Genomic DNA, 24,887 nt, shown 5'->3' on the forward strand with positions numbered 1-24,887 from the left:
CGGTAGGACCGGTGAAGAAGGAAAGGCAAAGACGAAATGACAGCGGACGCCATAGGGAACGCCTATGGCACACTGGTTTCATGCCCGCCCCGCTGCCCATTCGTGAGACCGCCCGCCGGTTCGGCCTGGCCATCTCGACGTTGCACTACTGGGAGCGGCGCGGGCTGATCAGCCCGGCCCGCCGGTCGGGACAGCGGTACTACGACACCCGGCAGCTGCACCGGATCGCGCTGGTGAAGCTGTGGCGGGAGACCGGGCTGATCAGCCTGCGCAAGATCACCGAACTGCTCGCCGCCGGACCTGGCTGGCAGCGGGTGGTCCGCGCCCAGCTCGCCGAGCTGGAGCACGAACGGGCGAAACTGGACGCGGCCCGCGACTACCTGCGTGGCCTGCTCGACTGCCCGCACGAGGACGGGCTGGAGGACTGCCCCGCCTTCCACGCCCGCGCCGGTCTGCACGCCCGCTGGTAGGCGTCCGCGGTCCGCAGCAGAAGTTCCTCCGCGAACAGGTCGCCGGCGAGTTGCAACGACAACGGCAGGCCGTCGGCGGTGGTGCCCATCGGGACGGCGAGCACCGGGTTGCCGACGCCGTTCCAGTACGGCGTGTTGACCTTGCCGAACACCGCCGGGTTCTGCTGACCGGCTTCGTCGGAGACCTCGTCGAGGTACGGCGCGCCGATCGAGGCCGTCGGGCCGGCGACCACGTCGACCTCCTCGAACAGCTCGGCCAGCGCCCGCCGCGCGACTTCTCGCACGCGCTGCGCCCGCACGTAACCGGCACCGGACACCATCGCCCCGCCCGCGAGGAACCCCCTGGTGGACCGGTGGAAGTCGGCCCAGCGCGCGAGGAGGTCGTCCTGGTGTTCAGCGAACCCTTCGCAGCAGGCGGTCAGCAGCACGGCGCCGGACAGTTCCGCCCACTGCGGCAAGCGGACCTCGGTCAGCGCGGCACCGAGGTCGGCCAGCACGGCCAGCGCGGTCTCGAAAACGTCGGGCAACGCGGGGTCGGCGTCGTCGGGGAAGTGGTGTTCGCGCACCACGCCGATCCGCAGACCGGTCAGGTCCGGTGTTTCCGGCAGGGCCAGGGGAGTGCCGGTGAGCACTTCGAACACGAGCGCGCAGTCGCGGGCGGTCCGGGCGAGCGGCCCGATCCGGTCGAGGCTGCGAGCCAGCGGCAGGCAGCCGTCGGCGGGAACTCGGCCGTAGGTGGGCATCAGGCCGGTGATCCCGCAGAACGCGGCGGGCATGCGGATGCTGCCCGCGGTGTCCGTGCCCAATCCGGCGGGGAACATCCCGGCGGCCACCCCGGCGGCGGTGCCGGAACTCGACCCGCCTGCCCAGCGATCGGGGTCCCACGGGTTGCGGGGTGCCGGGAACGGCTTGGCCGGATCGGGCACGCCGCAGCCGAACTCCATGGTCGAGGTCTTCCCGATGATCACCGCCCCCGCCGCCTTCAGCCGGGTGACCGCGGTGGCGTCGATCCCGGTGCCCCAGCCGTCGCCGAGCACCAGGCTCTGCGCGGTGGTCGGTCCTTCCGCGACCGCGATCAGGTCCTTCACCCCGAACGGAATCCCGTGCAGCGGCCCGCGATCCCGCCCGATGGCCAGTTCCGCGTCCGCCCGCCGGGCCGCCGCGAGCGCGCTTTCCGGGAACCGCGTGCGGTACACCCCGAGTTCGTCCTCCACGGCGAGCGCTTCCGTCACCAGCGCGACACTGCTCGTCTCGCCTTGCCGCAACGCCGTCGCGGCGTCCGTCACATCGCTGTTCACCGGGCCAGCGTGTCGGCTGAACCGCGGTTGAGCGCAACCCCGGCTACAGCGGGCCGGACTCGCCGAGGCGGCGCATGACGTTGTCCACCTGGGTGCGGGTGAGGGGGTCGGTGGCGAGCGGGTGGGCGGCGTCCGCGCGCAGGCCGTCGAGCAGGAAGCCGATGCTGCGCCGCCAGGCGTCCGGGGCGGTGGAGGCGGTGTGGCGCACCAGCATGGCGTTGGACCAGAACACGAAGATCATGTCCTCGCGGGTGAAATCGGCGCGGAGGGCGCCCGCTTCCTGCGCCCGTGCGATGATCTCGCGCTCGCGTTCCTCGGTGACCCGGCAGACCACGGCGAGCTGCTCGGCGGCGTACCGCCGTGAGATCACGTCGTTGAGCGCGGGGTCGCACGCCTGGATGCGGGAGACGTCCTCGACGTACCCGGCGAACCCCTCCCACGCGTCCTCGCAGGCCAGCGCCCGTTCCGCCACCTCACCCAGCGCGGAGACGGCGAGGTCCGGCATCACCGCGTCGATCAGCCCTTCGCGGGAGCCGAACCGGTGGTACACCGTGCCCTTGCTCACCCCGGCGCGCTCGGTGATCTCCGCCAGCGGCGCGTGCAGCCCCTTCTCGCGGAACACCTCGACGGCCGCGGCCTTGAGCTTTTCCACGTTGCGGCGGGCGTCGGCACGCAGTTCGGGCTCGGGCATCGGACCTCCGGCTAACTTGACCCTGGTCTCAAGTTTAGTGCTACGCTGCCACGGTAGAACTTGGGGCATGGGTCAAGATAGGTGGTGGGTCCGGTGGGCGACCCGGAAGAGCGGCAAACCGAACTGGTGATCATCGAGGCCGAGGGTGACTCCTGCGGCATCGACGGGTGCTGAGGAGCGCAAGTGAAGATCGAAGTGTGGTCCGACATCGTCTGCCCGTGGTGCTACATCGGCCAGCGGCGGCTGGCGAAGGCGCTCGACCGGTTCGATGGCGAGACCGAGGTCGTCTGGCGCAGCTTCCAGCTCGACCCCACCCAGCGCCGCGGCGAGAACCTTCCCACCGTCGACATGATCTCGCGCAAGTACGGGGTCAGCCCGGCCGAGGCCGCGGCGATGAACGACCGCGTCACCGGGCTGGCCGCCGAGGAGGGGCTGACCTACCGGCTGGACAAGGCCCTCACCGCCAACACCTTCGACGCGCACCGCCTCGCCCACTTCGCCGCGACGCACGAACTGGGCAACGCGATGCACGAACGGCTGTTGCGCGCGGCGCTGACCGAGGGCGAAGCCGTCGACCACACGGACACGCTCGTCCGCCTGGCCACCGAGGTCGGCCTGCCCGCCGACGAGGCCAGGACCGTGCTGGACGGTGACGACTTCGCCGAGGGCGTGCGCGCCGACATCGCCGACGCGCAGGCGCTCGGTGCGCGCGGCGTGCCGTTCTACGTCATCGACCGCGCCTACGGGGTCTCCGGGGCCCAGCCGGTCGAAACCCTGCTCGACGTCCTCCGGCAGGCATCGTCCACAGTGGCCTCCTGACTCACCAGCCCCACCGGGACGCCGGAGCGGTGGGTTCGGCGAGGAAGGTGAACGCGGGCAGGGGAGCCACGCAGTCGCCGTCGATGGCGGTGACGAGCTTGCGCGCGGCCTCGATCTTGGCCAGTGGCACGAGAAAGGCCCGGCGGTCCTCGGTCGGTTCGGCGTCCGGCAGCGGTGCCTCGGCCCTGGCCAGCGCGGACACCGGCGCCAGCAGGGTGTCCGCCCTGGCCCGGCGCCAGGCCACCAGCAGGTGCGCGATCCGCTCGCCCGCGCGGATGCGGGCGGCCAGGTCCGGGCCGTCGCCCAGCCGCAGGCCCGGGTTCTCCTCGTGCACCGCGCGCAACGCCGTGTCCTCGTCGAACCGCAGGTAGGCGTGGAGTTCGGCGACGCCGTCGAGCCGGTCGAGGTGGCCGCGCAGGCTGTGGGCGGAGCGGGCGAGCACCTCGGTCCGCACCACCTCCTCGTCCACCGCGGTGGTGCCGAACCGCAGCGGCACCACCGGCCCGTGCGGCACCAGTCCGGACAGGATTTCCAAGTGCCGCAAGGCATCCGGCTCGGCCTCGGTGACCACCACCGCCAGCTCCGCGCGGACCACGAGTCGGCGGTCGGTCGGGTGGCCGGCTCGCACCACGCCGTGCAGGTTCAGCGTCACGACTCGTCGTGGCCCGGCGGGATCGCCGAGGCCGCAGGGGCCGGTGCGGGCGTGCCCACCGGCATCGGGGTGGAGAGCAGCCCGTAGGTCCCCGCCAGGCCCTGGCTGGCGAACGCCGGAACCGGCGCGGGGACCGGGTTCGTGCCGCTGTTCAGCGCGCGGCGCTGCACTTCGAGCCGCTGCATCGCCTCCAGGTAGCGGATGTAGGTGTCCACGCTGGCAAGCACGACCCGGACCTCGATGGTCAGCAGCTCGATGCCGATCACCGTGACGCGGATCGTCGCGTCGATGACCAGTCCCTTGTCCAGCAGGATGTTCAGTGCCTCGGCCAGGCCGCCGCCTGCCGGGGCGGGCACGATCGGTGCGCTCACGGTGGGGGAGTCCTTTCGGGTGCGGAGAGTGCTTCGCGCAGTTCGGCGAACTGGCGGTCCAGTGCGATCAGCGCCTGGCCGAGCCGTTCCACCTCCTCCGGGGACAGCGAGCCGTGCTCGACCCGGCGCAGGGCCTGGCGTTCCAGCAGATCGCGCAGGATCTCCAGGACCGCGACCACCACCTGGCCGAGTCCCTGCCCGGCGTCAGCGTGGATCCGGCGCGGGGGCGTCACCGCCGCGCCTCGTCGATCGAGCAGAGCAGCAGCCGCAGGTCGAGCCGGATCAGGTCGATGCCGGCCAGCGAGATGAGCACGTCGCCGCTGATCACCGCGCCGCGGCCGATCACCCGGTCCAGCAGGTCGGCCAGGCCTTCGGTGGTCGGGTCGAGCGCGTACTCCTCAGGCATCGGCGGCCGCCGACCTGGCGAACGAGTACGGCGGCCACGGACCGGTGATGTCCACGAGCACCTCACCGCGCACGCGCTCGATTTCGGCGTGGAACTCGGTCTCGCGGTCGGCGTGCACGAGGTACGCGGTGTCGAGCAGCAGGCCGGGGGAGCACTTGGGCGCGCAGTCGGTTGCCAGGCGCAGCAACGCTTCGTGCAGTCCGGCGGCGGCACCGGCGCCACGGCGGCGGGTGCGCTCGGCCGCGGCCAGGCGGCGGCGCCGCATCGCGAGGTACTCCGTTCCGGACAGATCGCCCGCCGGTTCCCGCTCCCCGGTGTCGGGAACGGACCGTGCCCGGACACCCCATTCGCGGTGCCCGGCCACCCGGTCGAGCGCCTCCCCGGCCGGGGTGTGGCGCTCGGTGAGCAGGCGGACCGCGGCCGCCCGGTCACGCAGGATCGTGCCGAAGCGGAACGGCAGCACCGGCTGGTGCTCGAACACCGCGCGCACCACGGCGTCGTGCCGTCGCGCCAGGATGACCAGCGGATCGTGCTCGCTGGGTTCGTCCACCCAGGCCGCCGGATCGGTGTCGAGCTCGGCGAACGCGGCCAGGTCCGTCTCCGCCACCACCAGGGCGAGGCCGCGGTGGGTGATCAGCCGGGTGTCCGCTGGTGGCCGGGCGGTGTCGCGCGTGATCGCGTACGCGCACAGGCCGCGGGTCACCGGCGGGACTCCCGTTCCAGCGCCTGCTCCAGTTCGAGCACCCGGTCGCGCAGCGCGGTGTTCTGCTCCTCCAGCGCCGGGGCGGTGGCGCTGCCGGGGGCGAAGAACGGGTCGCCGGTCCACCAGTCCATGCCCATCTCCTTGGCGGTCTGCGCGGAGGCGATGAACAGCCGGAGCTTCAGCGTGAGCAGTTCGATGTCGACCACGCTGACCGAGATGTCGCCGACGATGACCACCCCCTTGTCCAGCACCCGTTCCAGCACGTCGGCCAGCGAGTTCGAGCTACCGTCCACAGTGGATAAACCTCACAGGTCGGTGGTGCCACGGGTGTAGCGGCGCAACCGCTCGCAGGCGAGCAGTTCCCCGGCCGGGTCGACGTCGACCCGGTAGGTGGCCAGCACCGTGGTGGTCGCCGGGATCCGTTCCAGCTCGACCACGTCGACCAGGACGGACCAGCCGCCCTCCGGTGTTTTCCGCACCCCGGTGACGCCATCGGGTTCCCGGCTGGTCAGCGCCTGGAACTGGGCGAGGGCGGCGCGGATCGCGTGCGCGGCCGTCATCGGTGCCGCCGGCTCGGGTGCGCCGGAGGGCGGGTGCGGTGGCTCGTGCGACGAACTTCCCATCTCAGCGGCGAGATCGAACCCGGCGGGATTTCGTTACGGGACAGGGGGTGGGACATCGGCGGCCGGGACGTACCGTCCACGATGGCCGGTAGGCGGATCAGCGCAGCCGCGCCCTGCGGCCGGGGGAATGATCACCCCGCCAGCGGGCCCCAGGAAAATTCATCGCGGAATTTCGCCGGGTCCGTGATCACGGCGGCCGTCACCGGCTGGGGGCGGGGACCGGGAGCGGGGTGTCCGCCGTGGCGCGTGCGGCGGCCTCGCGTTCGGAAGCGCCCCACGTCTCGCGTGTCACGAGCGCGGTCACCAGCCCCAGCACCGAGTACGCCAGGAACAGCAGCGCCGGCCCGAGCCAGCCCAGCCACAGGAACAGCAGGGTGGTCACGAACGGCGTGACCCCGGAGATCATCGCGGAGATCTGGTACGCCAGCGAAGCACCCGAGGATCGGGTCTGGGCCTGGAAGAGCTCGGGGAACCACGCGCCCTGCGCCCCGGCGAGCGCGTTCTGGCAGACCGCGTACGACACCACGATGGTGACCACGATGGCGATCAGCGAGGCGGTGTTGACCAGCAGGAACATCGGGATCGCCCAGAGTGCGGCGAACAGCGTGACCCAGACGTAGACCGGGCGCCGCCCGATGCGGTCGGTCAGGCTCCCCCAGGCGATCGTCGCCCCGACGCCGATCGCCGACGCGATGCACAGCGCCATGATCGTTTCGCCGCTGCTGGCCAGGTTCTCCGACTTCAGGTACGAGATCAGGTAGGTGATGGCGACCGCGTACCCGGCCGTCTCGGCGATCCGCAGCCCGATGCCGCGCAGCACGTTGCGCCAGTCCTCGCGCAGCACCTGGGCGATCGGCGCCTTCACCAGGTCACCGCGATCGCGCACGTCCTCGAACACCGGGGACTCGGGCACCTTCGCGCGCACCACCAGCCCGACGATCACCAGGATCAGGCTGGCCAGGAACGGCACCCGCCACGCCCAGTCGCCGGCCAGGTTCACCGACACCAGGAACACCAGGTTCGCCAGCAGCAGCCCGATCGGGAACCCGGCCTGCACCACCCCGGTGAACCTGCCCTTGCGGCGCCACGGCGCGTGCTCGTAGGTCATCAGGATCGCGCCGCCCCATTCGGCGCCGTAGGCCACGCCCTGGATGATCCGCACGGTGACCAGCAGCGCCGGGGCGAGCACGCCCGCCGTCGCGTAGGTCGGCAGCAGCCCGATGGCGAAGGTGGCCAGCCCCATCACGATCAGCGACGCGACCAGCACCGGCTTGCGGCCGATCCGGTCGCCGAGGTGGCCGCCGATGATGCCGCCGACCGGGCGGGCGACGAACCCGACGCCGAGCGTGGCGAACGCCGACAGGGTGCCGACGACCGGCGACGCCTGGGGGAAGAAGGCGGGTCCGAAGTAGAGCGCCGCAGCCGTGCCGAACCCGATGAAGTCGTAGCTCTCGATCACGGCGCCCGCGGTGGAGCCCCAGGCGACGCGCCGCGCGTCGGCCGTGCCGTGCACCGGGCCGCGCGGGGTGAGCGCTTCGTTGCGCATGTCGATTGCCTCTCTGCCAGGGGCGGTCTCCACGGTAGGCCGTGTCCGCCAGCCTGTTAACAATGGTGGCCATCGTGCGACTCGGAGCATCCTCTGTCAACAGCGATATCCGGACAAAGTGCATCTGTAACTGCGATATCCAGCGAAACCTTGTCTGTCGACAGTTCTCTGTTAACATTGCCCACCATGGACCGAACCGGATGGCCGGGCTGCTCGACGATCAGCTTCCGGCACCTGCCGGTCGAGGCGGCGCTGTCCGTCATCGGCGAGTGCGGTTTCGCCGAGGTCGACCTCGGTGCGCTGCCGGGCGTGTGCGACCACGTCCCGTACGACCTGACCGACGACGCCGTGCGCGAGGTCGCCGCGGTGGTCGGTGGCTCGGGGCTGCGGGTCCGCTCGGTCAACGGCGACATCGGCGATCTCAACCGCCCCTTGGACCAAGCCGGGCGGCGCGCCAGGGACACCCACCTGCGGCGCCTGCTCGACCTGACCGCGGCCTGCGGTGCGGAGGCGCTGGTCCTGCCGTGCGGGGCGCTGTCGCACGAGCCGATCGTGACCCTGGAGTCCGATGTGGACCTCGTCGCCGCCCAGCTGCACCGGGCCGCGGCGACCGCGGCCGGGCACGGCGTGGCGATCTGGGTCGAGGCACCGCACTTCTTCCGCCTGTGCTGGAACACCGACCTGGCCGCGAAGCTGGCCGACCGGCTGGACCCGGCGGTCGGCCTGGTGCTCGACACCAGCCACATCGTCGCCTCCGGCGGTGATCCGGCGGCCTACGCCGAACGGTTCGCGGGCCGCGTCGCGCACGTCCACCTGCGTGACGCGAAGGCAGGCCGGATCAACCACAGCATCGGCAACGGCGTGGTCGACTTCCCGGCCACCTTCGCCGCCCTCCGCGCTACCGGCTACCAGGGGCGGTGCTCGCTGGAGCTGGAGACGCGGGACGTCGCCGACCACGAACGACCGGCGGCCGCGATGCGGGCCGCGGCCTACATCGCCGGCCTGTGAAACCGAGAACCAAGGAGACGACAAGGATGTCCGACACCCAGCGCACGGCCGTGATCACCGGGGCCGGTGCCCCGCGCGGCATCGGCAAGGCCACCGCCGCCCGGCTCGCCCGCGACGGCTGGGCCGTGGCCGTGCTCGACCTCGACGAGCCCGCCGCGCGGGAGGTCGCCCGCGAGATCGCCGCGGGGACCGGTGCCCCGGCCTTCGCCCACCGGGTGGACGTGGCCGACGAGCCGTCCGTGCTCGCCGCCCACCAGGCCGTGCGGGCCGAGGTCGAGGCCGGGCGGCTGCCCGCGGTCGGCGCGGTGGTCAACATCGCCGGGATCACCTCGCCGGTGCCGTTCCTGGAGACCACGCTCGAACTGTGGAACAAAGTGATGGCGGTCAACGCGACCGGCACCTACCTGGTCACCAAGGCGTTCCTGCCGGAGCTGATCGAGGCGGGCTGGGGCCGGATCGTGAACATGTCCTCGGTCTCGGCCCAGCAGGGCGGCGGGGTCTTCGGCCGCACCCCCTACAGCTCGGCCAAGGCGGCCATCCTCGGCTTCACTAAGGCGCTCGCCCGTGAACTGGGCGACGCCGGGGTGACCGTCAACGCGGTCGCGCCGGGCGCGGTCGACACCGACATCCGCGTCGGCACCACCGACGAGCTGGAGGCGGCGATCCTCCGCGGCATCCCGCTGGGCCGCCAGGCCACGGTGGCCGACGTGGCCGGCGTGATCGCCTGGCTCACCAGTGAAGACGCCGCTTACCTGCAGGGCACGACCATCGACATCAACGGTGGCGCGTTCCTCCACTAAGGACGGACAATGACCTACCTGAGCAACGATCCGGCGGAGTTCGCCGGGGACGCGCTGGACGGGTTCTGCCTGCTGCACGCGGACACCGTGCGGCGGGTACCCGGCGGCGCGGTCCGGCGGCACCGGCGGCCCAAGGTGGCCGTGCTGCCCGGTGGTGGTTCCGGCCACTACCCGGCCTTCTACGGCGTCATCGGACCCGGGCTGGCCGACGGTGCGGTGTCGGGCAACCTGTTCACCTCGCCGTCCGCGCAGGACGCCTGCTCGGTGGCGCTGGCCGCGGACTCCGGCGCGGGCGTCGTGTTCAGCTACGGCAACTACGCCGGTGACGTGCTGAACTTCGGCCTGGCCACGGAACGCTTGCGCGCCAAGGGAATCCGCGTGGAGAACGTGGTGGTCACCGACGACATCGCGAGCGCGCCACCGGACCGCGCCGGCGAACGACGGGGGATCGCCGGGGACTTCACCGTCTTCAAGGTGCTGGGTGCCGCCGCCGAGGAGGGCATGGATCTCGACGACGTGGTCCGCGTGGGACGCAAGGCCAACGCGGCGACCCGCACCATCGGCACCGCCTTCGCCGGCTGCACCTTCCCCGGCGCGGACGCCCCGCTGTTCACCGTGCCGGACGGGCAGATGGGACTCGGCCTGGGCATCCACGGCGAACCCGGGCTGCGGGACGTGCCCAGGCCGTCCGCGCGCGAGCTGGCGGAGGACTTCGTCCGGCGGCTGCTCGACGAGAAGCCCGCCGGTGCCGGGGAACGCGTCGCCGTCCTGCTCAACGGCCTCGGTTCGGTCAAGCACGAGGAACTTCTCGTGCTGTGGACGGACGTGCACCGGCTGCTCCGCGAATCCGGGCACGTCCTGGTGCACCCCGAGGTCGGTGAGATCGTCACCAGCCTGGACATGGCCGGGGTTTCCCTGACCGTGACGTGGCTGGACGACGAGCTGGAACGCCTGTGGGCCGCGCCCGCGTGGACCCCGGCCTTCCGCCGTGGCGCGATTCCCGAGACCGCGGGAACCGTCGAAGAGGTGGCGGCTGAGGAGCGCGCACCCCGGTTCGCGCAGGCGACCGAGGAGTCGCGGCAGTTGGCCGCGGCCCTGCTCGACGGCTTGCGTGCGGTGCGGAAAGCCTTGCACGAAGCCGAATCCGAGCTGGGCGCGATCGACGCGGTGGCGGGCGACGGGGACCACGGCCGTGGCATGGCCCGTGGGATCGACGCCGCCGAGGCAGCTGCGGCGGAGGCGTGGCACGCGGGCGCCGGTGCCGGGGACTGCCTCATCGCCGCCGGGGACGAGTGGGCCGCCCGCGCAGGCGGAACTTCGGGCGTGCTGTGGGGCGCCGGGCTGCGTGCGGCGGGCGAGGTCATCGGCGGCTCGGGTGCGGTCGACGCGAACGCCGTGGTCAGCGCGTTCACCGAGCGCGTCCGGGACCTCGGCGGCGCCGAGCCGGGGGACAAGACGCTGGTCGACGCCCTGGAGCCGTTCCGGCGCGGCCTGCGCGAGTCGGGTGACTGGGCGGCCGCCGCGACGGCCGCCGAGGAGGCCGCCCGGGCCACCGCGGACCTGGTGCCGCGCAAGGGAAGGGCCCGACCGCTGGCCGAGCGCAGCCTCGGCACGCCAGACCCGGGAGCCGTGTCGCTGGCGTTGATCGCCCGCACCGTCTCCGGACACCTGCGAGAAAGGACGTGATGGACTACCGCATCGTGGTCGGCTGCGACGACGCCGGCCTGGACTACAAGGAACGCCTCGCCGAGGACCTGCGTGCCGATCCGCGCGTGGCCGAGGTGATCGATCTCGGCGTCCACCGGGGCGCCGAGGACGTGGACCGGCCCTACCCGGAGATCGGGCTCGCCGCGGGTGAGGCCGTGCGGGCCGGGACGGCCGACCGGGCGGTGCTGGTCTGCGGCACCGGCATCGGCATGGCGCTCTCGGCCAACAAGGTGCCCGGCGTGCGGGCCACCACCGCGCACGACTCGTTCTCGGTCGAGCGTTCGATCCGGTCGAACAACTGCCAGGTGCTCGCCATCGGCCAGCGGGTGGTGGGGCTCGAACTCGCGCGGCGGCTCGTGGGAGAGTGGCTGGGCTACACCTTCGACGAGCGCTCGGCGAGCGCGGCGAAGGTAGAGTTGATCAGCGAGTACGAGCGGTGTTGACGAGCGGGAGGCCGCGCGTGGAGAAGGAGCCGAGCCGCAACCTGCGGCAGATGGCCGTCGACACGCTGCGCCAGGCCATCACCACCGGCGAGTTCGCACCCGGCAGCCACCTCGGCGAGGTGCAGGTCGCCGAGCGGCTCGGGATCAGCCGGGGCACGCTGCGCGAGGCGTTCCGCCAGCTGCAGCAGGAGGGCCTGGTCACCTACGGCGAACGCGGCCGCGTCACGGTCCGGTCGATCAGCGAGAAGGACATCATCAACACCTTCACCGTCCGGGCGGCGCTGGAGGCGCTGGCCGGCGAGACGCTGGCGGCCAGCTACTACCGCGAGGAGCACTGCCGTCAGCTCCGCGCGGCGGTGGACCGGATGGCCCGGGCGTCCCGGGTCTCGCTGGAGGCGCAGATCGAGGCCGATCTCGCCTTCCACGAACTGCTGTGCGAGCTGAGCGAGAACGACGCGCTGGTGCGCTCGTGGAAGCTGCTCGAAGGGCCGATCCGCATGTGCATCATGTACCGCGGCCTGGAGCGCGCGCTGTCCAACATGAGCCCGGGCCGCCACCTGGAGATCGTCACCGCGATCGAGTCCGGTGACCCGGTGAAGACCCAGAGCGTGATCTCCGAGCACATGGTCGCCACCGCGCAGGCCCTGCTGTTCGGCACCGTGCGCACGCGGCCGCGCATCGATCTCACCGGCAACTGACCGGTATCCCGTTCCTTCCCGGGCGCGTGCCCGGGCCACGAAAGCGACGTCACCATGACTGCATCGATCGCGCCCTCGGCCACCCGTGCCGAGCGCGTCGCCGCGGCGGCCCACCGCATGCGGCACCACATCCTGACCATGGGCGAGGCGCAGGGCCAGGGCTACGTCGGGCAGGCGCTCGGCGCGGCCGACCTGCTCGCCACCGTCTACCGCGACCAGCTCCGCGTGCTCCCGGACGACCCGGAGCGGGACCGGTTCCTGCTGTCCACCGGGCACTACGCGATCGGGTTGTACGCGGCACTGGCCGAAGCCGGGATCGTGCCGGTCGAGGAGCTGGCGACCTACGGCGCGGACGGGTCCCGGCTGCCGATGTCCGGCATGGCGACCTACACGCCCGGCATGGAGATCTCCGGCGGTTCGCTCGGCCACGGGCTGACCGTCGCCGTCGGGATGGCGCTCGGCCTGCGGTTGCGCGGCTCGTCAGCGCGGGTGGTCAACTTCCTCTCCGACGGTGAGCTGGACGAGGGGTCGACCTGGGAGGCCGCGATGGGCGCGGCGCACCACCGGCTCGGGCTGCTCACCGCGCTGGTCGACATCAACGCGCTGCAGGCCGACGGGCCGACCGAGGGGGTGCTGCGGACCGAGCCGGTCGCGGACAAGTGGGCCGCGGCGGGCTGGTTCACGCAGCGGGTGGACGGCAACGACGTCCCGGCGCTGCTGGCCGCGTTCGACGCGGTGGCCGAACGCGCCCGGCCGGACGGCGCGCCCGCGGTGATCCTGTGCGACACCCGCATCGGGCGTGGGGTGCCGCTGCTGGAGACCAGGGAGAAGGCGCACTTCATGCGCATCGAGGAGCACGAGTGGGAGATCTGCCGCCGGCAGCTGGACGAGGGAGTGACGGCATGACGAAGCGACTGACCACGTCGGCGATGATCGCCTCGTTCGCCGATCCCGGCCAGAAGACGGCGAGCGCGCCGTTCGGCCACGCGCTGGCGGCGCTCGCCGAGGGCGACGAGCGGGTCGTGGGCCTCACCGCGGATCTCGGCAAGTACACCGACCTGCACATCTTCGGCCAGGCGCACCCGGACCGGTACTTCCAGATGGGCATGGCCGAGCAACTGCTCTTCGGCGCGGCGGCGGGCATGGCCGAGGTCGGGCTGGTGCCGTTCGCTTCGACCTACGCGGTGTTCGCGGCCCGGCGGGCGTACGACTTCCTGTGCCTGGACATCGCCGAGCCGAACCTCAACGTGAACATCGTCGGCGGGCTGCCCGGGTTGACCACCGGGTACGGTCCCAGTCACCAGGCGACCGAGGACATCGCGATCTTCCGCGGCATGCCGAATCTGACCATTGTGGACCCGTGTGACTCGGTGGACATCGAGCAGGCGGTCCCGCAGCTGGCGGCCGCGCCGGGCCCGACGTACCTGCGGTTGCTGCGCGGCAAGGTGCCGACGGTGCTCGACGAGTACGACTACCGCTTCGAACTGGGCAAGGCCGCCGTGCTGCGGGGCGGGAACGACGTCGTGTTCGTCTCAAGTGGACTGATGACGATGCGCGCCCTGGCGGCGGCGACGGCGCTGGCCGAGCACCGGGTGGACGCCGCGGTGGTGCACACGCCGACGATCAAGCCGTTCGACTCGGCGACCGTGCTCCGGGAGATCGCCGGTGACCGGCTGGTGGTGACGCTGGAGAACCACACCGTAGTGGGCGGGCTGTTCGAAACGGTGGCTTCGGCGGCGGTTCGGGCGGGGGTGCGGGGGCGGATCGTGCCGGTCGCGCTGCCGGACGAGTTCCTGGCGGCGGGCGCGCTGCCCACCCTGCACGACCGGTACGGCCTGGCGACGGACCGGGTGGTGGAAAAGGTGCTGGCGGAACTGGGGTAGGTGGCTACGGTTCCGGTATGGCCTTTTCGGTGTCGTTCGTCCCGGCCGAGCCATCGGGCACGCGTTTTCCGGTCGAGCCGTCTGGTGCGCCTGCTCCGGTCGACTTGTCCGGTACGCCGGTCCCGGCTGAGCGGACCGTCTGTTCTGGTCGAGCCGGGAGTGGCGGGTGCGTCGGTCGAGCCGGGCGCGGACTACGAGACGCTCGTAATGCACGCCTGCGCCACCCTCGCCGAGACCGGCGGTGGCAATGGGCTGGCGGAGGTGCTGCCGTTCGGGGGGCGGGTGAGGTGTAGCGTCCGGCCTAATCCGGAAGCTGCCACCGCCAGCCGGACTTGTGGAGGGCGGCGGCCCGCTGGCGGACCGCCGCCGCCCGGGGTTCGGGGTCGTGCCAGTACCGGGCCGACGCGGTCGTCTGGGCGCTGTGCTTGCGGTAGAGCAGGCTGGGCTCCGCGATGAACCGTCCATTCGAGACGGCTTCGGCGGCCAAGAGCAGCCCGTCGGTTTCGGCGCCGGTGAGGGCGGGCCAGCCACCTAGTGCCCGGACGAGACCGGTGTGGGCGGCGAAAGTCACGGCCTGCACGGACAGGCGGTTCTCCCGGTGCTCCTCGAAGAACCGACCCGGGGTGACCGGGCCGTCCGGTGGGTCGTAGGGGCCGGGTTCGGTGGTCCCGTCCGGCAGCAGGTCGACGCACGCCGAGGTGCACCACGCGAAGTCACGCAACGCCGTGATGTCGCGCCGCAGGGCGTCCGGCAGCAGGAGGTCGTCGGCGTCGAAGGTGCGGACGAGCGAACCCCGCGCCCGCGCGAGTGCCATGGTGCGGGCCACCGCCGTGCGGGCGGGCAGGCCGGTGCCGTACGAAATCCGGGAGTCCGGCGGCAGTTCGGCGAGCGGTTCACCGGAGTCGCCGTCCTCCTGCAGGCACCACTGCCACTCCCAGCCATCGGGCAGCGCCTGCTTGACCAGTGAGTCGTACGCTTCCCGCAGGTAGCGGTGCCCGCCGCGGTACACGGCGGTGATGACGCTGATGATCGGCACCGCGCCAGCCTTCCACCCGCCGAAGCCCGGCCCGGCACCCGGCCAGCCGGGAGCGCTCCCAAAACATCCGGCAAATTATTGACGGCCGTTCCGAAAGTGCCTATCTTCAGCAGGCGAGAGGGGGCCGCCGACCGGAGGTCAGACCATGATCAGAACGGCACTCGTGGCATTCACCAGCACCCTGCTGATCGCCCTCGCCACCCCCGTGGCGTCCGCCGCCTCCCTGGTGGAGGTGACCAACTTCGGCGCCAACCCGGGCGGGATGCGCATGCACGTCTACGTACCCGACTCCCGCCCGCCCAATCCCGCCATCGTCGTCGCCATGCACGGCTGCGGTGGCTCCGGGCCGGGCTTCTACTCCAGCAGCGAGTTCGCCTCGCTCGCCAACCAGCGCGGGTTCGTCGTCATCTACCCGAGCGCCCAGCAGCAGGCCGGGTTCGGGAAGTGCTTCGACACCTGGTCGGCCGCGGCCAAGCAGCGCGGCGGCGGGAGCGACCCGGTCTCCATCGTCTCGATGGTGAACCACGTCAAGCAGACCTACGGCGGCGACCCGAACCGCGTGTTCGCCACCGGCTCCTCCTCCGGCGGCATGATGACCAACCACATGCTCGCCCTGTACCCCGACGTGTTCAAGGCGGGCGCGGCCTTCATGGGCGTGCCGTTCAACTGCTTCGCCAACGCCGCCGACTTCCCGCCCCCGGGCAGCAAGTGCACCAACGGCACGATGAACCGCACCCCGCAGCAGTGGGGCGACGCGGTCCGGCAGACCTTCCCCGGTTACACCGGCCCGCGCCCGAAGATGCAGCTGTGGCACGGCACGGCCGACACGCTGGTCCCGTACTCCCTGCTGCAGGAGGAGATCGAGCAGTGGACCAACGTGTTCGGCCTGAGCCAGACCCCGACCTCCACCGACACCCCGCAGCCGAACTGGAACCGCCGTCGTTACGCCGACCCAGCCGGTACCGCGCTGGTCGAGGCCTACAGCATCCAGGGCGCCGGGCACAGCCTGCCGTCCGCCGGAATGGCCGCCCAGGCCCTGAACTTCTTCGGCGTGGTCTAGGGCAGGACCAGTGAACCCGACACTTCGATCCGCGACCCTTCGGCGTCGGCCAGCACCCCGGTCTCGCGCGGGTCGTACCCGGTGACGGTCAGCTGGACGCGGTGCCCGGCCCGGACCGAGTAGGACGTGGGCAGCAGGGCGAAGCGCAGGTGCGCGGTCTCCCCGGCCGCCACCGGCGCGGCGTCCTGAGCCCACGCGCGGTGCCACGGCACGCCTTCGGGCAGCGCGTACGGCGCGGGGTGCTCGGCGCGCAGCGAGACCTGCTGCCGCCCTTCGGTGATCACCGTGGTGGTGCCGTCCGGGGCGACGTCTTCGAGGTAGGCGAACACGTGCGCGTCCGGCCGGTCCACCCGCACCGCCAGCTCGGCCACCGGCGTGCCGGTGATCTCGCGGTCGCGGTCGAGCACCGGGCCGGTCCAGCCGGTCCCGCTGCCGGGGATGTGGCACGGCTGGATGACCGCACCGCTGCCCGGATCCGACGGGCAGCGCACCCCGGTCGACACGGTGAACCCGCGCGTACCGGGCGCGGCCGAGCCGAGCACGCCGTCCCCGCCGAGCGGCGTCGGCGTGCCCCCGGCGGGCCAGCTCTCCGACGACTTCCAGGTCAGGCCGGTGGCGTCGGCCTGATCCGAGGACGGGGTGGCGTAGTGGATCGGCGGTTCGTCGGTGATCCCGGTGTCGATGCCCTTGAGGTGCTGGTCGAAGAACCGGTGGGCCTCCTCGACCAACGCGAAACCCGCGTTCTCACAATGCTTCCACGGCCCGATGAGCAGTCGCGAGCCCGGCACGTTGAGCAGGGCCGCGATGCCCTGCCCACGGAGTTCGTCGCGCCAGCCCCCGATCACGTACACCGGCACCCCGGCGTCGCGGAGCTGCCCGGCGTAACTGCCCGCGCTGCCCTCGCTCCAGAACCGCGACTGCACCAGCGGCGAAAGGCTGTCCCGGAACGGCATGCCGCGCCACAGGTCGGCGAGCACAGTGGACTGCTGGTGCTCGAGTGCGGCTTCGCGCAGCAGGACCTTGTCCGGATCCCCGTCCACCGGCTGGTTCTGCAGATCCTGCTCGACCGTGCGCGCCGGGCCGAAGCCCCACTGCGCGGAGATGCCGCCGACCCGCCACGCGTCGTACTTGTCCCACGAGAAGCACCCGGCCAGCACGGCTTTCAGGTGCGGTGGCCGCATGGTCAGCGCGTGCATCGCGGCGTCACCGGTGTTGGAGCAGCCGTACACCCCGACGTTGCCCGACGACCACGGCTGCGCGGCGAGCCATTCGGTGATCTCGTAGGCGTCCGCGGCCTCGATCCGGTCGTTGTAGCCGCGCCGGACGCCGAACGACTGCCCGTTGCCGCGCCGCGCGACCTGCGCCACCACGTACCCGTGCGCGGCCAGCTCCGGCATGGTCTGGATGCCGCCGGTCTTCGGGCCCGCGCCGTCCTCGGGCTTGCGGTCGATGGACAGGCTGTGCTGCCACAGCACCGGGAACCGCCCGGGCGCGGCGGGCCGCTCCAGCCGCACGGCCAGCCGGGTCCCGTCGCGCATCGGCAGGTAGAACGACTCGCTCACCCGCTCGGTGAACCCCGGCTCCGGCCGGTACGAACCCAGCGAACTCGCCGCGGTGGCCGGGCGGTCCGGGACGAGCAGGAAGGTGGCGACCCCCGCCGCGACGAGCACGAGCGCGGCGGCCAGGAGCAGGCGGGAACGTCGGCGCATTTCTCCTCCAGCAATCGAAAAATCAGTGCGCGGGCACGGCTTCGCCGAGCGCGGTTTCGCGGACGAGCAGGACGGCCACCAGTGCGAGCACGGCGACCGGGAGCGTGACGAGGAAGACCAGCTGGAGCCCGTTCGTGTAGGACTCCCGGACGGCTTCGGCCAGCGGTGGCGGCAGGGCCGCGACGTGGGCGGGCGTGCCCAGCAGCCGCCGGACGTCCTCGTCGGTGGCGGGCAACCCGGCCGCACCGAGCGCGGCGGGCAGGTCGGCCCGCAGCCGCGCGGCGATCAGCGCGCCGAACGCGGCCACGCCGACGGCACCGCCGAGCGTGCGCGTGAACGTCGCCGACGAACTGGCCACCCCGACGTCTCCCGGCGCGACGGAGTCCTGCGCGGCGAGCACGAGCACCTGCTGCGTCAGCCCGGTGCCCGCGCCGAGCAGCGCCATGCCCGCGGCGACCTGCCAGGCCGGGGTGGTGGTGCTCAACGGGGCCAGCACGCCCAGCCCGGCCACCAGCAGCGCGCAGCCCACCGCCGGGTAGCGCTTCCACCGTCCGGTGTGGACGATCAGCCTGCCGGTCACCGCCGAGGCGATGATCATCGTGCCGATCTGCGGCAGCATCAGCAGCCCGGCGGCCATCGCCCCGTGCCCGTGCACCACCTGCAGGAACTGCGGCAGGTAGATGATGCCGCCGAACATCACCGTGCCGACCAGCAGCCCGGCCGCGCAGGCGAGGGTGAAGGTCCGGTCGCGGAACAGCCGGGGCGGCAGGATCGGGTCGGCCGCGCGGTGTTCACGCAGGACGGCCAGCAACGCGGTCACCAGCACCGCGGTGCCCAGCCCGAAGGTGGCGGGCGAGAACCACGGCCACGCGACGCCACCGGCGGACAGCAGCACCACCAGCCCGCCCGAGGACAACGCCAGCAGGACCGCGCCGAGGTGGTCCAGCGGCGCGGCGGGCCGGGACGGGCGCCGGTCGGGAGCCAGCCGGATCAGCGCCGCGGCGACCAGTGCCACCGGCACCACCCCGAGGAAGCACCACCGCCAGCCCGGTCCGCCCGGGGTGACCAGCAGCCCGCCCAACAGCGGCCCGGCGACCGACGCGGTCCCGAAGGAAACCCCGAACCAGCCGGTGTAGCGGCCGCGTTCCCTGGCCGGGACCAGTACCGCGATCAACGCGTTGGTGCAGGCGAGCACGCCGCCGCCGGCCGCGCCCTGCAACGCGCGCCCGGCCACCAGCCAGCCCATCGACGGCGCGAGCCCGGCGACCAGCGAAGCCACCACGAAGAACCCGGTGGCCGCGAGCAGCATCGGGCGCGGGCCGTGCCGGTCGGCCAGCTTGCCCCAGACCGGGGTGGCCGCGGTCATCGTCAGCAGCGCGGCCGCGGCGACCCAGGCGACCTGGTCCTGCCCGCCGAGCTCCCCGGCGATGGTGGGCAACGCGATGCCGATGATGGTGTTGGTCAGCGAACCGGTGAACAACGCCACCAGCGCGCCGGCGAGCACCGGCGCGACCCGCTCAGCCACCGAGGACCTCGGCCTCCAGCCAGCCGCCCACCGACTTGTCCAAAAAGGACGGGTCGGACCGGCGGGCGTCCACGTTGTCCGCGTGCAGTTCGAGCACCGGCACCCCGGCCGCGCGCAACGCCCTGGTGGTGGCCCAGCTGCCGCGCGCGTCGTCGGAGACCAGGTGCACCACGCCGTCGACACCGTGCGTGCGGGCCTGGTGGACGTACCACTCGGCCGACCACGGCGGGGTGTAGAGCTGGTCGGAGAACGCGGCGAACCGGGCGGCGAGCGCGCGCAGCGGGTCGTCGCCGTAGCGGAGGTAGCCGTCGGCGGCGATGGCGAGGTACATCGACCAGACGAAAACCGCGCCGTACCGGTCCTGGAACCGCCGGTAGAAGTCCAGGTCGAACCACAGGCCCCGGCCGATCCACATCAGCCTGGCGCGCTCGGGTTCGCACACCGCCGCGCCCGCCGCGATCCGCTCGGCCACCTCGTCGTGCAGCGCCTTCGCCGCGTCCCGCGCCCATTCGGTCCCGCGGTGCCACTGCGGGATCATCACCGCCGGAATGCTGTCGGTGACCGGCACCGGGCAGGGGCGCGCGGCGGCGATCAGGTCGCGGGTGCGCCGGTTCCACTCCTCCTGCTCGTTGACCAGGTCCATCACCTCGGTGAACCGCCGCCGCGAGAACCGCCGTCCGGTGGTGGTCTCCAGGAACCGGATCAGGCCGTGCAGCTCGCCGGTCATCAGCTCGATCCGGTCGGTGCCGATCGCCTCCTCCCACCGGTGCGGCATCAGCTCCCACCAGCGCACGGGCACGGTGTCGGCGGCGGCGCTCTCCAGCGGGTAGAAGGTCACGCCGGGCTGATCACCCCAGACGTCGAAGATCTTGCGGGAGGCGTCGCCGGTGGTCTCCGCGAGCACGATGGCCGGCTTGGGCAACCCGCCCCACGGCCCGGAATCCGGGGCGAACGCGCTGGCGAGCGAGGTGGAGCTGTACTGCTCGGTGTAGTCGGGGTACCCGCGTTCACGCAGCCGCGCCAGTTGTTCCTGGGTCTGCCGCTTCGCTGCGACGATCGAGGCCCACCACTGGTTCACCACGTACGGGATGCCCATCGCGCGGAAGATTTCCTGCGGCGCGTCGGCGTTGACCAGTGCCAGCGGCGTACCCGAGTCGACTTGTTCCTTCAGCCCGGCGAACCACTCCCGCTGGTACGCCGTCGCGGCCGCGGCGCTGGGCAGGCGGCTCATCGGGTCGCCGCCGCGAGATCGATGCGGCCGTACTCCTGGCGGTCGACGAGTGTGGCGGGTACGCCGGCGGCCTCCCGCTGGGCCGGGAAGTCCCACGGTGGCGCGTCGTCGTGCCGGCGGACGTAGGCGAGCAGGGCCCCGGCACCGCGTGCGCGCACGGCGGCGGCGGTGTGCGCGGCACGCTCCACAATGGACGCCCGAGGCGCGGCGGGGCCGGCGAACTGGTAGCGCTCGGCGATCGCCAGTTCGGTCGGCGCGCCGACGTCGGACACCGCGAGCAGGTCGCCCCAGTCGTGGTCCTCACCGACGATCAGCAGCCCCGCGTCCTCCAGCGCCCGGTAGACCTCGGGGGAGTCGTGGCTGCTGCCGGTCAGGTACACCGGCCTGCCCGGCCGCGGCTCCCGGTGTGCCAGGGTGGAAAGCAAGTCCCGCACCAGCTTCTCCGCTTCGCCGACCGGCATGGCCGTGACCACCGAAACCGCGGCGAGCGCCTCGGTGCCGGTGAGGCGCCGGTGGCCGCGGTGGATGCCGATTTCCCTGAGCAGGCCGCGGACGCGGTCGTGCGCGGCGACCGCGGCGGCCAGGTCGTCGTCGCCGATCCGCCGTCCCGTCACGGCTTCGAGCCACGACCGGAACTGGCGGACCTTGGCCAGCACGTACCGCGTGGTGGTGTGGTGCGGCAGGTGCAGCACGTCGACCAGGTGCAGCGGCGGCAGCGCGATCGACGGCTCGACCCGCCGGATCTCCCGCAGCACGTAGAACAACCGCAGCGACGCCTCGCAATCCCGGGACAGCACCAGCAGGTCGAGGTGGCCGTAGGCGCCGTCGAGCAACCGGGTCAGCACCGAGCAGGCCACCGCGTCGAGCCCACCCCCGAGCCGTTCCCGGCCCGCGCTCGCGTCCTCGGCGGGGGAACCGGTCAGCCGCAGCGGCAGCACTCCGGCGGCGGTCAGCAGCTCGACCGGCACATCGGCACCGACGTATCCGGCCACCGGGCGACCCGCCGCCCGCCAGCGTTCGACGGCGTCCCCGCGCTCCGGCAGCATCAGATGACCGAATCCGCGGCCAGCGCGGCCAATTCGTCCTCGCTGTACCCGAGCAGTTCGCGGTAGACGTGCTCGTTGTGCTCACCGAGCGCGGGCGCGGGCGCGTCCAGGCCGACCGAGGCGCCGGAGAACACGATCGGCATGCCGGTGGCCGAAAGATCCGCCACCGCGCCGTGCCGGGGATGGGTGATCGGCACGACCTCGCGTCGCTCGCGCACGAGCGGATCCCGTACCGCGTCACGGGGTTCGCGGACCTGCGCGGCGGGCACCCCGTGCTCGGACAGCCGGTCCACCACCTCGGCCGACGGCAGCACGCGGCACCAGTCGCCGATCAGCGCGTGCAGTTCGTCCGCGCGCCGCACGCGTTCGTCCCGCGTGCGGTACCGGTCGTCGTCGACCAGGTCCTCGCGGCCCATGGCCCGCAGGACACCGCGGGCGAAGGCGTCGGTGGGCGCGCACAACGCGATGTGCCCGTCCGCGGTGGGCAGGATGCCGAACGGCGCGAGCCGCGGCACCAGCGAACCGGTGCGCTGCGGCAACCCGACCGCCTCGAAGGCGTCGAACGGCTCACAGGCCACCAGCGAGGTCAGCGCGCCGAGCATGGACACGTCCACGTGCTGCCCCTGCCCGGTGGTTTCCGCCTGCAGCAACGCGGACACCGTGCCCACCACGGCGAACAGCGGCGCCAGCAGGTCGCCGACCGGCAGGCCGAACCGCACCGGGTCGCCGTCCGGCTCGCCCGCGGTCATCATCACCCCGGACAGCGCCTGGATGATCGAGTCCATCGCCTTGCCCGAACCCGGCCCGCCCTGCGTGCCGAACCCGCTGATCGAGGTGTAGACCAGCCGCGGGTTGATCTCCCGCACGGCGGCGTAGTCGATGCCGAGGCGGCCGGTGACGCCGGGGGAGTAGTTCTCCACCAGCACGTCGGCGTCGCGCACCAGATCGGTGAACACCGCCTTCGCGCGCGGGTCCTTGAGATTGAGCGTCACGCTGAGCTTGCCCCGCCCGCGCACCAGCATCGACACCGACATGTCGTCGTCGTGCTTGCGGCCCAGCGCCAGCCCGTCGCGGCCGAGGTAGGGCGCGTTGTTGCGGGCGGTGTCGCCGCCGGTCGCGGGGTTCTCCACCTTGATCACCGTGGCGCCGAGCCCGGCCAGCAGCAGGGTGGCGTACGGCCCGGCGAGCGCGGTGGTCAGGTCGATCACGGTGCGGCCGGCGAGCGGCTGGTCGGTCATGCGGGGTCCTCCATGGCTGAGATGTGGCCGGCCCGCCGGGTTCCGGCGATCAGGACCCGGTCGCCGTCGCGGACCAGGTCCGCGCCGAGCCGTGCGCGTGCGGTGATGTCGCGGACGTAGGCGAGCACGGCCTCGCCCTCCGGCGAATCCGGGGAAAGCGGGATCGGGCGGCCGCGGTCGTCGATGTGGCACGGCACCAGCCCGGCGTCGGCCAGGCCGTCGCGGTCGAACCGGCACACGGCCACCACGGTGTTCCGGCTTTCCGGGTGGAACGGGTAGTACGGCATTTCCGGATCGGGCGCGAAACCGTAGAGCTGCTTGCGTTTCTCCGCCCACGCGGCCCGTTCGGCGCTGTCGCCGCCCTCGGCCGGGGTGAGCGCGCGGGTGACCGTGACGAAGTTGCCGAGGCCGTGGAAGATCGGCTTGCCCCGGTGCACCTCGATACCGCGCAGGATGTGCGCGTGGTGGCCGAACACCGCGTCGGCACCGGCGTCGATCGCCGCGCGGGCCACCGGGCTCTCGTACATCGCCACCGCCGCCGGGGTGTGCCCGACACCCTTGTGCAGCGCCACGAGCACCACGTCGGTTTCGGCGCGCAACGCGGTGATGTCGGCCGCCATCGCCTCCAGGCTGTCCGGATCGGCGAAGGTGTAGATCCGCGGCGGCCCGCCGGGGCTGGCGTGGTCGAGTTCGTAGTGGGTCAGCACGTGGACGTAGGCGCAGCCCGCTTTCTTCGACGTGGCCCAGGATTCCCGCGGGCCGACGCAGTTGTACGACAGCACGCCGATCCGCAGGCCGTCGCGCTCGACCACCGCCGGGGTGCGGGCCTCGGTGACGTCCGCACCGGCTCCCACCGGGACGAGCCCGGCCACGCGGGAGTGCGCCACGGTGTCGGTCACGCCGACCTCACCGGCGTCGAAGATGTGGTTGCCCGCCAAGGTGACCACGTCGAACCCGGCCTCGGCGAGCGCGCCGAGCGCGGCCGGATCGGCGGGCGGCGCGGGCACATCGGTGCTGATCTGGGTGGTGGTGGTCGAATGCGGGACCTCGACGTGCCCGATCGCGACGTCGGCCCGCTGGAACAGGGGAGCCGACGGCGCCAGGAAACCCGCCGGGTCGGGCTCGTCGAGGATCAGGTCCCCGACGGCGGCGATGGTGATCATGAGACCGCTTCCTCGGTGTGCCGGGACAGGAAGGCCCGCAGCCGCGGGCTTTTCGGATCGCCGAAGACCTCGGCGGGGGTGCCCGACTCGACGATCCGGCCGGCTTCCATGAACACGCACCGGTCGGCCACCTCGCGGGCGAAGGCCATCTCGTGGGTCACCACCACCATCGTCAGCCCGTCGGCGGCGAGCCCGCGCAGCACGCCGAGCACCTCGTCGACCAGTTCCGGGTCGAGCGCACTGGTCGGCTCGTCGAACAGCATGATCCGGGGGCGCACGGCCAGCGCCCTGGCGATCGCCACGCGCTGCTGCTGCCCGCCGGAGAGCTGGCGCGGGTAGTGGTGCAGGCGCTCGCCGAGGCCGACCCGCTCCAGCAGCGCGATCGCGTCCGCCTCGGTTTCCGCGCGGTCGCGGCGGTGCACCCGCACCGGGGCCTCGGTGACGTTGCGCAACGCGGTGAAGTGCGGGAACAGGTTGAACTGCTGGAAGACCATGCCGATCCGCCTGCGTTGCGCGGCCCGCCCGCGCGGGCTCAGCGGCCGCAGCCCGCCGCGGTGCTCCTCGTAGCCGATCAGGTCGCCGTCGAGGTACATCGCGCCCGCGTCGATCGACTCCAGCTGGTGCACACAACGGACCAAAGTGGACTTCCCGGAGCCGGACGGGCCGATGACCACCACCACCTCGCCCTCGGCCACGTCGAGGTCCACTCCGTCGAGCGCGGGGTGCGTGCCGAAGGACTTCCGCACGCCGCTCATCCGCAG

Annotated in this window: 28 protein-coding genes; 10 read left to right on the forward strand and 18 right to left on the reverse strand. The window is 72.5% G+C overall.

Annotated elements, in window-relative coordinates; genetic code table 11:
* The first annotated feature begins 80 nt into the window (after positions 1-80).
* Complete coding sequence (locus JYK18_RS29220; protein WP_206806652.1) at positions 81-470, forward strand: MerR family transcriptional regulator; 390 nt, start codon at positions 81-83, stop codon at positions 468-470.
* Here JYK18_RS29220 and JYK18_RS29225 read toward each other — a convergent pair.
* Both JYK18_RS29225 and JYK18_RS29230 read right to left on the reverse strand, forming a co-directional pair.
* Positions 377-1,768, reverse strand: a complete 1,392-nt coding sequence (locus JYK18_RS29225; RefSeq protein WP_206806653.1) for an amidase — start codon at positions 1,766-1,768, stop codon at positions 377-379. The two genes, JYK18_RS29220 and JYK18_RS29225, sit on opposite strands and share 94 nt — an antisense overlap.
* Before the next feature lie 43 nt (positions 1,769-1,811).
* The gene (locus tag JYK18_RS29230; RefSeq protein WP_206806654.1) at positions 1,812-2,459 is read right to left on the reverse strand and encodes a TetR/AcrR family transcriptional regulator; all 648 of its coding nucleotides are present in this window, start codon (positions 2,457-2,459) and stop codon (positions 1,812-1,814) included.
* A gap of 183 nt (positions 2,460-2,642) precedes the next feature.
* Here JYK18_RS29230 and JYK18_RS29235 point away from each other — a divergent pair, with 183 nt between their 5' ends.
* Complete coding sequence (locus tag JYK18_RS29235; RefSeq protein WP_206806655.1) at positions 2,643-3,278, forward strand: DsbA family oxidoreductase; 636 nt, start codon at positions 2,643-2,645, stop codon at positions 3,276-3,278.
* A gap of 1 nt (position 3,279) precedes the next feature.
* Here the strand turns inward: JYK18_RS29235 and JYK18_RS29240 are convergent, their stop codons facing one another.
* From JYK18_RS29240 to JYK18_RS29275, 8 genes are all read right to left on the reverse strand, one after another.
* Positions 3,280-3,930 carry a GvpL/GvpF family gas vesicle protein gene (locus tag JYK18_RS29240; RefSeq protein WP_206806656.1) on the reverse strand — a complete coding sequence of 217 codons (651 nt, stop codon included), beginning with the start codon at positions 3,928-3,930 and terminating at the stop codon, positions 3,280-3,282.
* The gene (gvpJ, locus tag JYK18_RS29245) at positions 3,927-4,301 is read right to left on the reverse strand and encodes a gas vesicle protein GvpJ (protein ID WP_307796117.1); all 375 of its coding nucleotides are present in this window, start codon (positions 4,299-4,301) and stop codon (positions 3,927-3,929) included. The genes JYK18_RS29240 and gvpJ (JYK18_RS29245) overlap by 4 nt, the downstream gene beginning before the upstream one ends.
* Positions 4,298-4,534, reverse strand: coding sequence for a gas vesicle protein K (locus JYK18_RS47650; protein WP_206806657.1), 237 nt, complete (start codon positions 4,532-4,534; stop codon positions 4,298-4,300). Before JYK18_RS47650 ends, gvpJ (JYK18_RS29245) begins: the two co-directional genes overlap by 4 nt.
* The gene (gene gvpJ / locus JYK18_RS29255) at positions 4,531-4,707 is read right to left on the reverse strand and encodes a gas vesicle protein GvpJ (RefSeq protein ID WP_206806658.1); all 177 of its coding nucleotides are present in this window, start codon (positions 4,705-4,707) and stop codon (positions 4,531-4,533) included. The genes JYK18_RS47650 and gvpJ (JYK18_RS29255) overlap by 4 nt, the downstream gene beginning before the upstream one ends.
* A complete protein-coding gene (locus tag JYK18_RS29260) occupies positions 4,700-5,410 on the reverse strand; it encodes a GvpL/GvpF family gas vesicle protein (protein WP_206806659.1) in 711 nt (236 codons plus the stop codon). The genes gvpJ (JYK18_RS29255) and JYK18_RS29260 overlap by 8 nt, the downstream gene beginning before the upstream one ends.
* Entirely contained in the window at positions 5,407-5,703 is a 297-nt protein-coding gene (locus tag JYK18_RS29265) for a gas vesicle protein (RefSeq protein WP_206806660.1), read from the reverse strand. Before JYK18_RS29265 ends, JYK18_RS29260 begins: the two co-directional genes overlap by 4 nt.
* A 12-nt stretch (positions 5,704-5,715) precedes the next feature.
* Positions 5,716-5,970 (reverse strand): gas vesicle protein GvpO, encoded by a 255-nt coding sequence (gvpO, locus tag JYK18_RS29270; RefSeq protein WP_206806661.1) that lies wholly within the window; start codon positions 5,968-5,970, stop codon positions 5,716-5,718.
* Positions 5,971-6,232: 262 nt separating this feature from the next.
* Entirely contained in the window at positions 6,233-7,579 is a 1,347-nt protein-coding gene (locus JYK18_RS29275) for an MFS transporter (protein WP_206806662.1), read from the reverse strand.
* Between the two features lie 186 nt (positions 7,580-7,765).
* Between JYK18_RS29275 and JYK18_RS29280 the strand changes: the two genes are divergently transcribed.
* The 7 genes from JYK18_RS29280 to JYK18_RS29310 are packed head-to-tail and all read left to right on the forward strand — an operon-like array spanning position 7,766 to position 14,118.
* Positions 7,766-8,587 (forward strand): sugar phosphate isomerase/epimerase, encoded by an 822-nt coding sequence (locus JYK18_RS29280; RefSeq protein ID WP_206806663.1) that lies wholly within the window; start codon positions 7,766-7,768, stop codon positions 8,585-8,587.
* A 26-nt stretch (positions 8,588-8,613) separates the two neighbouring features.
* Positions 8,614-9,387, forward strand: a complete 774-nt coding sequence (locus JYK18_RS29285; protein ID WP_206806664.1) for an SDR family NAD(P)-dependent oxidoreductase — start codon at positions 8,614-8,616, stop codon at positions 9,385-9,387.
* Positions 9,388-9,396: 9 nt separating this feature from the next.
* A complete protein-coding gene (locus tag JYK18_RS29290) occupies positions 9,397-11,073 on the forward strand; it encodes a dihydroxyacetone kinase family protein (RefSeq protein ID WP_206806665.1) in 1,677 nt (558 codons plus the stop codon).
* Entirely contained in the window at positions 11,073-11,537 is a 465-nt protein-coding gene (locus JYK18_RS29295) for a ribose-5-phosphate isomerase (RefSeq protein ID WP_206806666.1), read from the forward strand. The genes JYK18_RS29290 and JYK18_RS29295 overlap by 1 nt, the downstream gene beginning before the upstream one ends.
* Before the next feature lie 17 nt (positions 11,538-11,554).
* Complete coding sequence (locus JYK18_RS29300) at positions 11,555-12,235, forward strand: GntR family transcriptional regulator (protein WP_206806667.1); 681 nt, start codon at positions 11,555-11,557, stop codon at positions 12,233-12,235.
* 54 nt (positions 12,236-12,289) lie between these two features.
* A complete protein-coding gene (locus JYK18_RS29305) occupies positions 12,290-13,141 on the forward strand; it encodes a transketolase (RefSeq protein ID WP_206806668.1) in 852 nt (283 codons plus the stop codon).
* Complete coding sequence (locus JYK18_RS29310; protein ID WP_206806669.1) at positions 13,138-14,118, forward strand: transketolase family protein; 981 nt, start codon at positions 13,138-13,140, stop codon at positions 14,116-14,118. Before JYK18_RS29305 ends, JYK18_RS29310 begins: the two co-directional genes overlap by 4 nt.
* A 301-nt stretch (positions 14,119-14,419) precedes the next feature.
* Here the strand turns inward: JYK18_RS29310 and JYK18_RS29315 are convergent, their stop codons facing one another.
* Entirely contained in the window at positions 14,420-15,154 is a 735-nt protein-coding gene (locus tag JYK18_RS29315; protein WP_206806670.1) for a glycosyltransferase, read from the reverse strand.
* Positions 15,155-15,299: 145 nt separating this feature from the next.
* On the opposite strand from JYK18_RS29315, the gene JYK18_RS29320 reads away from it, so the two are divergent.
* Positions 15,300-16,214 carry a PHB depolymerase family esterase gene (locus JYK18_RS29320; RefSeq protein ID WP_242582203.1) on the forward strand — a complete coding sequence of 305 codons (915 nt, stop codon included), beginning with the start codon at positions 15,300-15,302 and terminating at the stop codon, positions 16,212-16,214.
* On the opposite strand, the gene JYK18_RS29325 is transcribed toward JYK18_RS29320, so the two are convergent.
* Genes JYK18_RS29325 through JYK18_RS29355 form a run of 7 tightly spaced genes read right to left on the reverse strand, consistent with a single transcriptional unit; the run spans position 16,211 to position 24,881 of the window.
* Positions 16,211-17,923 (reverse strand): CocE/NonD family hydrolase, encoded by a 1,713-nt coding sequence (locus JYK18_RS29325; protein WP_206806671.1) that lies wholly within the window; start codon positions 17,921-17,923, stop codon positions 16,211-16,213. The two genes, JYK18_RS29320 and JYK18_RS29325, sit on opposite strands and share 4 nt — an antisense overlap.
* A gap of 22 nt (positions 17,924-17,945) precedes the next feature.
* A complete protein-coding gene (locus tag JYK18_RS29330) occupies positions 17,946-19,448 on the reverse strand; it encodes an MFS transporter (protein ID WP_206806672.1) in 1,503 nt (500 codons plus the stop codon).
* Complete coding sequence (locus JYK18_RS29335) at positions 19,441-20,679, reverse strand: 2-hydroxyacyl-CoA dehydratase family protein (protein WP_206806673.1); 1,239 nt, start codon at positions 20,677-20,679, stop codon at positions 19,441-19,443. The genes JYK18_RS29330 and JYK18_RS29335 overlap by 8 nt, the downstream gene beginning before the upstream one ends.
* Positions 20,676-21,725 carry a 2-hydroxyacyl-CoA dehydratase family protein gene (locus JYK18_RS29340; RefSeq protein ID WP_206806674.1) on the reverse strand — a complete coding sequence of 350 codons (1,050 nt, stop codon included), beginning with the start codon at positions 21,723-21,725 and terminating at the stop codon, positions 20,676-20,678. Before JYK18_RS29340 ends, JYK18_RS29335 begins: the two co-directional genes overlap by 4 nt.
* Complete coding sequence (locus JYK18_RS29345) at positions 21,725-22,963, reverse strand: CaiB/BaiF CoA-transferase family protein (protein WP_206806675.1); 1,239 nt, start codon at positions 22,961-22,963, stop codon at positions 21,725-21,727. Before JYK18_RS29345 ends, JYK18_RS29340 begins: the two co-directional genes overlap by 1 nt.
* On the reverse strand, positions 22,960-24,126 hold the full coding sequence (locus JYK18_RS29350) for a CapA family protein (RefSeq protein ID WP_206806676.1): 1,167 nt from the start codon (positions 24,124-24,126) through the stop codon (positions 22,960-22,962). The genes JYK18_RS29345 and JYK18_RS29350 overlap by 4 nt, the downstream gene beginning before the upstream one ends.
* Positions 24,123-24,881, reverse strand: coding sequence for an amino acid ABC transporter ATP-binding protein (locus JYK18_RS29355; protein WP_242583190.1), 759 nt, complete (start codon positions 24,879-24,881; stop codon positions 24,123-24,125). The genes JYK18_RS29350 and JYK18_RS29355 overlap by 4 nt, the downstream gene beginning before the upstream one ends.
* Positions 24,882-24,887: the final 6 nt, after the last annotated feature.

It is taken from the genome of Amycolatopsis sp. 195334CR (assembly GCF_017309385.1).
GTDB lineage: Bacteria > Actinomycetota > Actinomycetes > Mycobacteriales > Pseudonocardiaceae > Amycolatopsis.

Excerpts from the sequence above, each read along its gene's own strand:
- JYK18_RS29220 (WP_206806652.1), top strand. The coding sequence starts at position 81 with ATGCCCGCCCCGCTGCCCATTCGTGAGACCGCCCGCCGGTTCGGCCTG.
- JYK18_RS29305 (WP_206806668.1), top strand. The coding sequence starts at position 12,290 with ATGACTGCATCGATCGCGCCCTCGGCCACCCGTGCCGAGCGCGTCGCC.
- JYK18_RS29290 (WP_206806665.1), top strand. The coding sequence starts at position 9,397 with ATGACCTACCTGAGCAACGATCCGGCGGAGTTCGCCGGGGACGCGCTG.
- JYK18_RS29280 (WP_206806663.1), top strand. The coding sequence starts at position 7,766 with ATGGACCGAACCGGATGGCCGGGCTGCTCGACGATCAGCTTCCGGCAC.
- JYK18_RS29355 (WP_242583190.1), bottom strand. The coding sequence starts at position 24,881 with ATGAGCGGCGTGCGGAAGTCCTTCGGCACGCACCCCGCGCTCGACGGA.
- gvpO (WP_206806661.1), bottom strand. The coding sequence starts at position 5,970 with ATGACGGCCGCGCACGCGATCCGCGCCGCCCTCGCCCAGTTCCAGGCG.
- JYK18_RS29275 (WP_206806662.1), bottom strand. The coding sequence starts at position 7,579 with ATGCGCAACGAAGCGCTCACCCCGCGCGGCCCGGTGCACGGCACGGCC.
- JYK18_RS29320 (WP_242582203.1), top strand. The coding sequence starts at position 15,300 with ATGATCAGAACGGCACTCGTGGCATTCACCAGCACCCTGCTGATCGCC.
- gvpJ (WP_206806658.1), bottom strand. The coding sequence starts at position 4,707 with ATGCCTGAGGAGTACGCGCTCGACCCGACCACCGAAGGCCTGGCCGAC.
- JYK18_RS29350 (WP_206806676.1), bottom strand. The coding sequence starts at position 24,126 with ATGATCACCATCGCCGCCGTCGGGGACCTGATCCTCGACGAGCCCGAC.
- JYK18_RS29295 (WP_206806666.1), top strand. The coding sequence starts at position 11,073 with ATGGACTACCGCATCGTGGTCGGCTGCGACGACGCCGGCCTGGACTAC.
- JYK18_RS29285 (WP_206806664.1), top strand. The coding sequence starts at position 8,614 with ATGTCCGACACCCAGCGCACGGCCGTGATCACCGGGGCCGGTGCCCCG.
- JYK18_RS29335 (WP_206806673.1), bottom strand. The coding sequence starts at position 20,679 with ATGAGCCGCCTGCCCAGCGCCGCGGCCGCGACGGCGTACCAGCGGGAG.
- JYK18_RS29230 (WP_206806654.1), bottom strand. The coding sequence starts at position 2,459 with ATGCCCGAGCCCGAACTGCGTGCCGACGCCCGCCGCAACGTGGAAAAG.
- JYK18_RS29345 (WP_206806675.1), bottom strand. The coding sequence starts at position 22,963 with ATGACCGACCAGCCGCTCGCCGGCCGCACCGTGATCGACCTGACCACC.
- JYK18_RS29340 (WP_206806674.1), bottom strand. The coding sequence starts at position 21,725 with ATGCTGCCGGAGCGCGGGGACGCCGTCGAACGCTGGCGGGCGGCGGGT.
- JYK18_RS29325 (WP_206806671.1), bottom strand. The coding sequence starts at position 17,923 with ATGCGCCGACGTTCCCGCCTGCTCCTGGCCGCCGCGCTCGTGCTCGTC.
- JYK18_RS29310 (WP_206806669.1), top strand. The coding sequence starts at position 13,138 with ATGACGAAGCGACTGACCACGTCGGCGATGATCGCCTCGTTCGCCGAT.